General features: G+C 71.8%; 8 protein-coding genes. 2 read left to right on the top strand and 6 right to left on the bottom strand.

Translation table 11 applies throughout. From position 1 onward, the window contains the following. The first annotated feature begins 186 nt into the window (after nt 1-186). Nucleotides 187-810, top strand: a complete 624-nt coding sequence (locus IZR01_RS44465; RefSeq protein ID WP_194927350.1) for a DUF1707 SHOCT-like domain-containing protein — start codon at nt 187-189, stop codon at nt 808-810. Between the two features lie 98 nt (nt 811-908). On the opposite strand, the gene IZR01_RS44460 is transcribed toward IZR01_RS44465, so the two are convergent. Next, nucleotides 909-2,774 (bottom strand): ABC transporter ATP-binding protein, encoded by a 1,866-nt coding sequence (locus IZR01_RS44460; protein ID WP_194927349.1) that lies wholly within the window; start codon nt 2,772-2,774, stop codon nt 909-911. Next, complete coding sequence (locus tag IZR01_RS44455; RefSeq protein ID WP_228561275.1) at nt 2,771-4,600, bottom strand: ABC transporter ATP-binding protein; 1,830 nt, start codon at nt 4,598-4,600, stop codon at nt 2,771-2,773. Before IZR01_RS44455 ends, IZR01_RS44460 begins: the two co-directional genes overlap by 4 nt. A gap of 387 nt (nt 4,601-4,987) precedes the next feature. On the opposite strand from IZR01_RS44455, the gene IZR01_RS44450 reads away from it, so the two are divergent. Continuing rightward, a complete protein-coding gene (locus IZR01_RS44450) occupies nt 4,988-6,397 on the top strand; it encodes a hypothetical protein (protein ID WP_194927348.1) in 1,410 nt (469 codons plus the stop codon). A 133-nt stretch (nt 6,398-6,530) separates the two neighbouring features. Here the strand turns inward: IZR01_RS44450 and IZR01_RS44445 are convergent, their stop codons facing one another. From IZR01_RS44445 to IZR01_RS44430, 4 genes are all read right to left on the bottom strand, one after another. Then, nucleotides 6,531-7,217 carry a response regulator gene (locus tag IZR01_RS44445; protein ID WP_194899730.1) on the bottom strand — a complete coding sequence of 229 codons (687 nt, stop codon included), beginning with the start codon at nt 7,215-7,217 and terminating at the stop codon, nt 6,531-6,533. Nucleotides 7,218-7,332: 115 nt separating this feature from the next. Beyond that, nucleotides 7,333-8,694 (bottom strand): sensor histidine kinase, encoded by a 1,362-nt coding sequence (locus IZR01_RS53860; RefSeq protein ID WP_194899729.1) that lies wholly within the window; start codon nt 8,692-8,694, stop codon nt 7,333-7,335. Beyond that, the gene (locus tag IZR01_RS44435; protein ID WP_194899727.1) at nt 8,691-9,533 is read right to left on the bottom strand and encodes an ABC transporter permease subunit; all 843 of its coding nucleotides are present in this window, start codon (nt 9,531-9,533) and stop codon (nt 8,691-8,693) included. The genes IZR01_RS53860 and IZR01_RS44435 overlap by 4 nt, the downstream gene beginning before the upstream one ends. Next, complete coding sequence (locus IZR01_RS44430) at nt 9,530-10,528, bottom strand: ABC transporter ATP-binding protein (RefSeq protein ID WP_194927347.1); 999 nt, start codon at nt 10,526-10,528, stop codon at nt 9,530-9,532. Before IZR01_RS44430 ends, IZR01_RS44435 begins: the two co-directional genes overlap by 4 nt. Nucleotides 10,529-10,569: the final 41 nt, after the last annotated feature.

The following is a 10,569-nucleotide window of genomic DNA, read 5'->3' as shown; positions in this document are numbered from 1 at the left end:
GGCCGTGCTCGTCGCGCTTGAGCCGGGCGGCGATCGCGGGGTCGAGGGCGGGGGTCGGCGCGGCGGCGGAGGCGGGGACTTCGTCGGTCATGCACCCATTGTCACTTGCCGGGCTGAAGCCGCTTCGAGCGGGACCACATTGCGATATAACGTGAGGGTCACCGCTGCCGCGCCGGGAGGACTCGAATGTCGACTGAACCGTCCAGCCAGCCGGTCCTGCGCGCGTCCGACGCGGACCGCGACCGGGTCATCGACACGCTGCGGTCCGCGGTCACCGACGGCCGGCTGGACGCGGCGGAGTACGACGAGCGGGTCGAGCAGGCGCTGGCGGCGCGCACCTTCGAGGCGCTGGCGCCGCTGACCGCGGATCTGGTCGCGACCGGCGCCGCGCGTCCGCTGCCCGCGGTCCCGGCGCCGGCGGGACCGGTCGTGGAATCGGTGCTGATCCGGGAGAAGCACGGCCCGGTGCGCCGCGAGGGCCGCTGGATGCTCCCGCACCGGCTGGTGCTGCGCACCTTGTGGTGCACCGTGACTCTGGACCTGACCCGCGCGGTACTGACCGGGCCGGAGCTGATCGTCGAGATCCAGGGCCGGGGCAACGGCGTGGTGCTCATGCTCGCGCCGGGGATGGTGGTCGACGCCAACGAGCTGTCGGTGCGGCACGGCAGCGTGGCGATCACCAACGGCCCCGACGACGGCACGCCGGAGACCCTGCGTATCCACCTGGTCGGCCGGAACAAGCACGGCTCGGTCACGACCGTCTGGGACGCGCCGGGCGAGGCGGAGCGGTCGAGCGACACCACCGCTTGACCGCGGTAGCCTCCCCAAGTTTGGCCGCGGTCACCTCCTCAGGCTTGACCGCAGAGCCGCCTGGGCAGCAGAACCCTGCCGCCTGCCGCCCGACTCGCTCAAGACCCCTGCTGCCGAGCCCAGCTCTCATAAAGCCCCGAATACACCCCGCCGGCCCCGACCAGCTCCCGGTGCGGCCCGCGCTCGACGATCGCCCCGGCGTCGAACACGAACACCTCGTCGGCGGCCTCGGCGGTGGACAGCCGGTGCGCGATCGCGATCGACGTGCGGCCGCGGGTCAGGCCGTCCAGCGCGCGGGTGATCCGCACCTCCGTCGCCGGGTCCACTGCCGAGGTGGCCTCGTCCAATACCAGCAGGTCCGGATCGGCGATGTAGGCCCGGGCCAGCGCGACCAGCTGCCGCTCCCCCGCCGACAGCGACTCCCCGCGCTGGCCGACCCGGGTGGCCAGGCCCTGGGGCAGCCCGTCCAGCCAGTCGGTCAGGCCCAGGTCGGCGAACGCGCGCCGGACCTCGGCGTCGCTCGCTCCGGGCTTGCCGTAGCGGACGTTGTCGCCGACCGTCATGTCGAACAGGAAGCCGTCCTGCGGGACCATCACCATGCGGGAGCGCAGCGTCTCGAAGTCGATGTCCTTCAGCGGCACCCCGTTGATCAGGATCCGGCCGGAGCTCGGATCCATCAGCCGGGTCAGCAGCTTGGCGAACGTGGTCTTGCCCGATCCGGTCTCGCCGACCACCGCGACCCGCGTGCGCGGCGTGATCTGCGTGGTGAGCGAGTGCAGCACCGGGGCGCCGCCGGGGTAGGCGAACGCGACCTCCTCGAAGCCGACGCCGAGCGGGCCGTCGGGCGGGGCCAGTCCGGCGGCACCGGGGTCCGCCACGTCCGGCGGCTGCTCCAGCAGGCCGACGATGCGGCGCCAGCCGGCGATCGCGTTCTGCGCCTCGTTCAGCATCTCGGTGGCGAACTGCACCGGCGAGATGAACAGGTTCACCAGGAACAGCATCGCGGCCAGGTCGCCGGCGCTGAGGTGGCCGCCGACCCCGAGCAGCACGCCGACCACCACGATCGCCGAGTTGACCAGGCCGACGACCAGTTCGCCCATCGAGAACGTGATGACGATCAGCCGCTGGGTCCGCACCTGCGAGTCGCGGGTGCTCTCCACCGCCGCGCCGATGCGCCCGCCGACGCGGTCCTCGATGCCGTAGGCGCGCAGCACGTCGGCGCCGACCAGCGCCTCGGAGACCTCGCCGAGCATCTTGCCGTAGCGCCGGCGCACCTTGCGGTACGCGCGCCCGGTCCGCTTCTGGATCTTGCGCATGACCAGGAACAGCGGCACGAAGCAGACCCAGACCAGGATGGTCAGCTGCCAGGAGAACACGGCCATCACGATGGTCACGACCGTCACCTGGGCGGCGGCCACGAACAACTGCATGCCGCCTTCCTGGATGAACACCGTGACCGTGTCGATGTCGCTGGTGACCCGGCTGACCAGGGCGCCGCGCTGCTCGGTCTGCTGGTGCAGCAGTGACAGGTCGTGGATGTGCCGGAACGCCTTGGTCCGCACCTGCGCGAGCCCGCGCTCGCTAGAGGTGTAGAGCCGGAAGTTCATCAGGTACGCCGACACCGCCGTGGCCAGCACGGCCACGGCGCTGAACGCGACCATGTTGCGCACCACGCCGTAGTCCGGGCCGCCCTTGGCCAGGATCCCGTGGTCCAGGCTCTGCTGCACGGTCAGCGGGATCACGATCCGGCCGACCGTGGCGATCAGCGCGAAGGTGATGGTCAGGCCCAGGCCCTTGGTGAAGGCCGGGGCCAGGCGGACGCCGCGGCGCAGGACCGCGTAACCGCCGTCGAGGGCTTCGGGGAGCTGGTAGCCACCCGGGGCGGGGGACGTCTGCTCGTCGTCGAGGTCGAGGTCGGAATCGGGGTCACGGTCGGCGTCGAGGTCGGCGGTGGCGGTGGTCATATCCCGACCTCCTGCAGGGTGCTGTCGCGCTCGTCATGGTCGCGTTCGTAGGCGGTGATCAGGTCGCGGTAGCCTTCGCAGCGCTCGACCAGCTCCAGGTGCGGGCCGTGGTCGATGATCCGGCCGCGCTCGACGTAGACCACCTCGTCGGCCAGCGCGATGGTGGCCTTGCGGTAGGCGACGACCAGGACGGTGCTGGCCAGCGTGCCCTCGCCGGCGGCCGCTCGGAGCCCGCCCAGGATCGCGGCCTCGACCTGCGGGTCCACGCTGGCGGTGCAGTCGTCCAGGATCAGCAGCCGGGGCTGCCGGATCAGGGCTCTGGCCAGCGCCAGCCGCTGCCGCTGGCCGCCGGACAGGGTCGCGCCGCGCTCGCCGATGACCGAGTCCAGGCCCTCGGGCAGCCGTTTGACGAACCGGTCGGCCTGGGCCAGCCGCAGCGCGGCCCAGACCTGTTCGTCGTCGGCGTCCCGGTCCAGCCGGATGTTGTCGCGGATGCTGTCGGCGAACAGGAAGGTCTGCTGCGGGACCAGCGAGACCTGGGCCGGGATCTGGCCGCGGGCGAACTCGCGGACGTCGGTACCGTCCAGCCGGACGCTGCCGCTGTCCGGATCGGACAGCCGGGCCAGCAGTCCGGTGAGCGTGGACTTGCCCGCGCCGGTCGGCCCGACCAGCGCCACGGTCGAGCCGGGCCGCAGGCTCAGGTCGACGTCGCGCAGGATGTCCTGGCCGGCGTAGCCGAAGTCGACGTGCTCCAGCCGGACGTCGGCGGCGCCGGCGGCGGGCGCCCGGGCGGTGCCGTAATCCATGTCGCCCCGGGCGTCGAGCACGGCCTTGACCCGGGCGTAGCCGACCACCGAGCGGGGCAGTTCGCCCAGCACCCAGCCGATCGCCCGCAGCGGGAAGGCCAGCAGCGTGATCAGGTAGGCGACCTGCACGACCTGCCCGGCCTGGATCGCGCCGGAGGCCACCCGGGAGGTGCCGACCAGCAGCGCGACCAGCACCCCGAAGTTGGGGACGGCCTCCAGCGCCGGGTCGAAGAAGGCCCGGGCCCGGCCGGCGGCGATGTTGGCGTCGCGCAGCTGGTCGGCGGCGACGGCGAACCGCGCGGTCTCCACGTCCTCGCGGCCCAGGGTCTTCACGACCAGGCCGCCGTCGAAGGACTCGTGGGCGATCTCGGCGACCCCGGCGCGCATCTCCTGGGCCGCGGCCAGCCGGGGCGCGGCGAAGCGCTGGTAGACGGTGTTCAGCACGATGATCGCCGGGAACAGCAGGAAGCCGACGATGGCCAGCACCGGATCGGTGAGCACCATCGACACCAGGGCCGCGACCATCATGATCAGCACCCCGAGCGACATCGGCAGCGGCGCGATGAACTGCCAGGTCATGTCCACGTCGGAGCCGGCGTTGGACAGCAGCTGGCCGGTGGGGTGGCGCCGGTGCCAGGACAGCGGGAGTTGCAGATAGCGCTCGGAGACGGCGCGCCGATAGCGCGACTGGAGCCGGAACTGCATCACCCCGGCCAGCAGCCGCCGCCCGATGATGCCCATCACCTTGGCCAGCGCCACGCCCAGGATCAGCAGCCCGGCCGTGACCGTCGCCCCGACCGGCACCTTCCCGGCCTTGAACGCGGGCAGCACCGCGTGATCGGTGGCCCAGCCGACCGCCCAGGCCGCGCCGACGGTCATCAGCCCGTACACCGCGCTGCCGCCGACAGCGGCCGCGAACACCCGCGGCTCGGTCCGGATCGCGACGCCGAGCAACCCGAAGCCCCGTCTGAGGATCGATTTCTGCGTCCGTGCAGCCGTCTGTAAACTCTCCGTGCTCAACTCATCCCACCCATGTCACGCCGACTCCCTGCCCGGCTTCCACTCTGGCGGACAACACCGGGTCAGGTAAAACCCATTCCACACGCGCGGGTATTACTCCCGGTTTGTTGGGGACATTGCGACGGGCGCGACGGGACCGCGAGCGGCACACTCTACGATCGGTGACGAAGCTGCCACACGCCGACCTTGTCCTGAGCGGAACGCCTCGGGGCCGGGTCGGCGTGGCCGACGCCACGTTACTCGCACGTATGTACGGGTACTACGAAGTACGACGAGCTGTGGGTTACTCGTAGTACAGCTCGTCGTACGGCTCGTAGTACAGCTCGAAGTGCAGCTCCTGAAGGGGAACCCGCGACGGGGGTCGCGGGGTGGAAGGACGGGGAAGACATGGCCGGGGATGGGCCGCGCAATGTCACGGTGGTGGAGGCGGTCAAAGGCCTCGCGGAGAATCCGGCGCTGCCGCCGGACATGGTGTTCCGGCTGCTCGCCCGGCCGCGCGCGCTGCAAGCGGTGGCCGAACGGCCGGATCTGACCGACGCCATGGTCACCGAGATCATCGGGCGCGACGACCGCTGGCAGGTGCACGCGCTGGCGCTGAACCCGTGGCTGTGCCACCGGTTCCGAATGGTGCTGGCCCGGCACCGGGACCCGGGGATCCGGGCCGCGGTGATCGTCGGCGGCGACGGCCGGACCTGCCCGGAGACCCCGCGGGACGCCGGGCGCCGGTTGTTCGAGACGCTCATCGACGATCCGGCCCGCGAGGTCCGCGAGACCCTGGCCCGCACCGAGGGCGTCCCGGCCGACCTGCGCGCCCGGCTGGCCGCCGACCCGGAGCCGCAGATCAGGGTCATGCTGGCGCGGTGGTGGGCCCAGGCCCCGGCCAACGTCCGCGACGTGCTGCTGGGCGACCCGGACGAGAAGGTCCGCTCCGCGGCCTTCTGCGCCTACTTCAGCCACCTCGACCTCGACGAGCCCCTGATCGACCTGCTGGCCCGGGATCCGGACAGCGAGGTGCGGGCCGGCCTGGCCGCGCGCCCGGACCTGCCGGACCCCATGCTCAGCGTCCTTACTCGGGATCCCAGTCCAGTTGTCCGGCTGGCCGTCTTCGCCCGGCCGGACACCCCCGAGGCGGTGCGCGCGGCGATCCACGCCGACATCACCGAGAACGCCCCGACCCTGGACGACCTGATCGCCGCCGACGACGGCTACGGCCTGGTCTTCGAGTACCTGCAAGCCGACTCCGCGCTCAGCACGCTGCGTCCGGCCTGGGTCACCGCCGAGGCCGAGCGGCACGTCGACTCCCCCTACCCCTGCTTCCGCGCCGCGGCCGCCCGCAGCACCGCGCTGCCGATCCAGGCCGTCCGCAAGCTGCTGGACGACCCGGACGAACAGGTCCGCATCACCATGGTCCACACCGCGCCGCACCTGGTCGACGCCGAACGCGCCGAGCGGATCGAGCGCGCACACCACTGGGACCGGCACAGCATGTGGTGGGAGTACGAACCGGTGCTCACCCACCCCGCCGAGACGCTGCGCCGGTTCGCCGTGGACGCCGAGCCGCGGCTGCGGGCGATGGCCTGCGACGACCCGGACCTGTCGGCCGACCTGGCCGTGGCGCTGGCCAAGGACCCCGAGGCCTCGGTGCGCGCCGCCGTGGCCGGGCACCGGAGCCTGCCGACGCCGAACCTGATCGCGCTGCTCGGCGACGACTGCGAGCACGTGGTGCACGCTGCTGCGGCCTCGCCGCATCTGCCGGTGGACGAGATGGATCGGCTGCTTGTCGCTGCTGGGCTGTGAGCCGGATGGCTGTGAGCCGGATGGTTACTTGTGGTTACTTGTCGTCGCCGGGCTGCGAGCCGGACGACTGCTTATCGTCGCTGGGCTGCGAGCCGGACGACTACTCGCCGCCGGCGGGCCGGGAACCGGGCGACTACTTGTCGTCGCCGGGCTGTGAACCGGCCGCGACCAGGCCGACCTCGTAGGCGAACACCACCGCCTGCACCCGGTCGCGCAGCTCGAGCTTGGGCAGGATCCGGCTGACGTGCGTCTTGACCGTGGCCTCGGACAGGTGCAGGGTCTCGGCGATCTCGGCGTTGGACTGGCCGCGGGCGATCTCGACCAGCACCTCGCGCTCGCGGTCGGTCAGCCGCCCCAGGCGCTCGTCGGCGCGCGGGCCGGTGGCCGCCGCCGGGTCGGCCTGGCGCGCGAACGCCTCGATGAGCTGGCGGGTGATGCGCGGGGCCACCACGCCGTCGCCGGCGGCCACGGTGCGGATGCCGGCGATGAGGTCGGCCGGGTGCGCGTTCTTGAGCAGGAAGCCCGCGGCCCCGGCGCGCAACGCGGCGAAGGCGTACTCGTCGAGGTCGAAGGTGGTCAGGATGAGGACGCGGGAGGGCAGGCCCGCGGCGGTGATGCGGGCGGTGGCCTCGATGCCGTCCACGCCGGGCATGCGGACGTCCATCAGCACCACGTCCGGCTGGAGCTCGGCGGCCAGCGCCACGGCCTCGGCGCCGTCCCCGGCCTCGCCGACGACCCTGACGTCGGGCTGCGCTTCCAGGACCATGCGGAAGCCCATGCGCAGGAGCGGGGCGTCGTCCACCAGGAGGATGTTGATCACGCGGGGCCGCCGATCATGCGGGGTGTCCGGTCATGCGGGGTGTCCGGGCATGCGGGGCCGCCGATCATGCAGGGTCTCCGATCATGCGGGGTCGCCGATCATGCGGGGTCGCCGATCATGCAGAATCCCCGGCGGACACCGGCACCCGGGCGTGCACCCGCCAGCCGTGCCCGATGCTGCGCGGCCCGGCCTCCAGCTCCCCGCCGAAGGCCGCCACCCGCTCCTTCATCCCGGCGATGCCGTGCCCGCCGGCATCGGGTCCGCCGGCGTCATGCCCGCCAGCGTCGGCCCCGCTGAGACGGTCGCTCCGGCCGGCGCGCGCCGTCAGGCCGTCGTCGAGCACTGTCACGTCGATGGCGTCCGCGCCGAAGTCCAGCCGCACCCGCGCCGACGCGCCGGGTTCGGCGTGCTTGCGGGTGTTGGTCAGCGCCTCCTGCACCACCCGGAACACCGCCAGCTCCATCCCCGATGACAGGTCCGGCCGCGCGCCGCTGACCACCAGCTCGACCGGCAGCCCGGCCACCCGCACCTCGGCCAGCAGCGTGTCCAGCTGGGCCAGCCCGGGCTGCGGGTGCAGTTCGGCCATCGTGGCGCCGGCCGAGCCGCGCAGCACGCCGAGGACCCGCTGCATGTCGGTGATCGCCTGCCGGCCGACCTCGGAGGCCTTGGCGACGGCTTCGGCCGCGCGGTCCGGGGAGGTGTGGACGGCGTAGGAGGCGCCGTCGGTCAGGGCGACCATCACCGACAGGCTGTGCGTGACGACGTCGTGGACCTCGCGCGCGATCGAGGCGCGTTCGGCGGCTGAGGCGATCTGCGCCTGCTGGTCGCGTTCGATCTCCAGGCGGCGCGCGCGTTCCTCCAGGGTCTCGAAGTACGCGCGGCGGGTGCGGGTGTTGACGCCGAGCACCGCCGCCGCGGTGACCATGCCGGAGACGAACGTGAAGATACGCAGCGCCTCGTTCTCGTGCGCCCACGACTCCGCCACCATCACCGCGCCGACCTCCATGACGCCGATCGCGGCCAGCGTGCGCCGGATCGAGGCGTGGGCGGCCACCGAGTACAGGGCGATCAGCGGGGCGAAGTCGACCTGGGGCGGCAGCAGGTCCCAGAGCCACTGCCCGAAGGCGACGGCCGCCACCACCGCGAACACGGTGCAGGGGAACCGGCGCCGCAGCGCCAGCGGGGCGAAGAAGCCGAGGAGCAGGACCCAGCCAGCGATCGCGTGCGGGGGCGGGTTCAAGTAGAGGTGGCCGCCGAGCGGCGCCAGGATCGCCATGACGAACAGCGCGTCCACCGCTGTTGTGTGTGCGGCGGCCCACTTCTGCCCGCTGCGCACCCCGTTCTCCAGGCCGGCAGCTTGCAGGAATCGCTTCATCGCCGGCGAGCCGAGCCAGGCCGACACCGTGGTCGGGGCGTCCACGACGGCCCGAAGACCCCGGCGGCTGCCGGGGTCTTCGGGAACGGTCGCAGAGCTCACGCGTCTCGTCTCTTGAGCAGGACGGCCGCCGCGGCCATCGCCACCACAGCGTAACCAACGAACAGCAAGAAGCCGGGCCACGGTTTCATGTCCGGGGAGGTGGTGGTCAGCGCCATCACCTGCTGCCCGGCGTTACTCGGCAGGTAGGGGTTCACGTGGTCGCCCCAGGAGGTGAGGTTCAGGACCTCGCCGAGCACCGGCAGCACCAGCAGGATGCCGAACAGCGCGGCGATGGCGCCGGCCGTGCTGCGGATGATCGCGCCCAGAGCCACGCCGAGCAGGCCGACGACGGTCAGGTACAGGCCCTCGCCGAAGACCGCGCGCAGGACGCCGGGGTCGGAGATGCTCTTGTTGATGTGGATCGAGGAGAAGATCGACTGCGCCAGGAAGAAGCAGACGAACGCGGTGGCCGTCATGATGGTCCAGGCCACCACGGTGAACACCAGGGCCTTGGCCCACAGCACCGGCAGCCGCTTGGGCGCGGCGGACAGCGAGGCCCGGATCATCCCGGTGGTGTACTCGCCGGTGATCATCATGACCCCGAGGACACCGACCGCCAGCTGGCCGAGGAACACCCCGCGCATCGGGTCGGCGACCGGGTCGACTTCCTTCTGCCGGGCCTGGCTCATATGCGGGTAGTGGCTCTTCATCGCCAGGCTGAACAGCAGCGCGATGGCGATCATCGCCCCGACCCCGGCGATCAGCGACCAGCGCGAGGAGCGCAGCGTGCGGAACTTGATCCACTCGCTCTTGATGACCCGGCCCTGAGTGACCTTGCCGGTGTGGACGCGACGGACCGGCGCGGGGGCTTGTGGTTGGGCTTGGGCGACGGCGGTCATGCGTTCACCTCGACATCGGCAGCGGCGCTGGTACCGGTAGCGGCGTTGGCATCGCTGTTGGCATCGGCACCGGTACCGGCGTTGGACTTCTGCGCCGGGGCGCGGTACTCGACGGCGTCGCCGGTGATCTCCATGAACGCCTCTTCCAGCGAGGCCTCGTGCGGGGCCAGCTCGAACAGCGTGATCCGGTTCTCCGCGGCGACGGTGCCGATCCGATCGCTGGTCAGCCCCTCGACCTGGAGCGTGCCCTCGACCGAGGAGGAGACCGTGACGTCCGGCCCGGCCAGCAGCTCGCGCAGCTTGGCGGCGTCCGGCGTACGCACCTTCACGCTGCCGGTGGAGGCGCGGGAGATGAACTCGGCCACTGACGTGTCAGCGATCAGCTTGCCCTGCCCGATCACGATCAGGTGCTCAGCGGTCAGCGCCATCTCGGACATCAGATGGCTGGAGACGAACACGGTCCGGCCCTCGGCGGCCAGCGCCTTGAGCAGGTTCCGGATCCACAAGATGCCCTCGGGGTCCAGCCCGTTCACCGGCTCGTCCAGGATCAGCGTGTCCGGATCCCCGAGCAGCGCACTGGCGATACCCAGCCGCTGCCCCATACCCAGGGAGAACCCCCCGGCCCGCTTCTTGGCCACATCGCGCAGACCGACGAGATCGATCACCTCATCGACCCGCGACCGCTCGATACCGGTGGTGGCGGCCAGCGCCAGCAGGTGGTTGTAGGCGGAGCGCCCGGTGTGGATGGCCTTGGCCTCCAGCAGCGCACCCACCTCGTGCATGGGAGCGGAGTGCTCGGCGTAGGCCTGGCCGTTCACGGTGACCGCACCGGAACTGGGCCGGTCCAAGCCCAGAATCATGCGCATCGTGGTGGACTTGCCGGCCCCGTTCGGGCCGAGGAAGCCGGTCACGATGCCCGGACGGACGGTGAAGGACAAGTCGGAGACGGCGGTCTTGTCGCCGTAGCGTTTAGTCAGGCTGCGTGCCTCGATCATGCGGCAACGCTATGGGGCGGGGGGTGGTGCGGTCGTCAGAC

Origin of the sequence: Catenulispora pinisilvae (genome assembly GCF_015356865.1) — a bacterium.
GTDB classification, from domain to species: Bacteria; Actinomycetota; Actinomycetes; order Streptomycetales; family Catenulisporaceae; genus Catenulispora; species Catenulispora pinisilvae.
The sequence above is the reverse complement of the archived record's forward strand: the minus strand, read 5'-3'. Positions and strand labels throughout refer to the sequence as shown.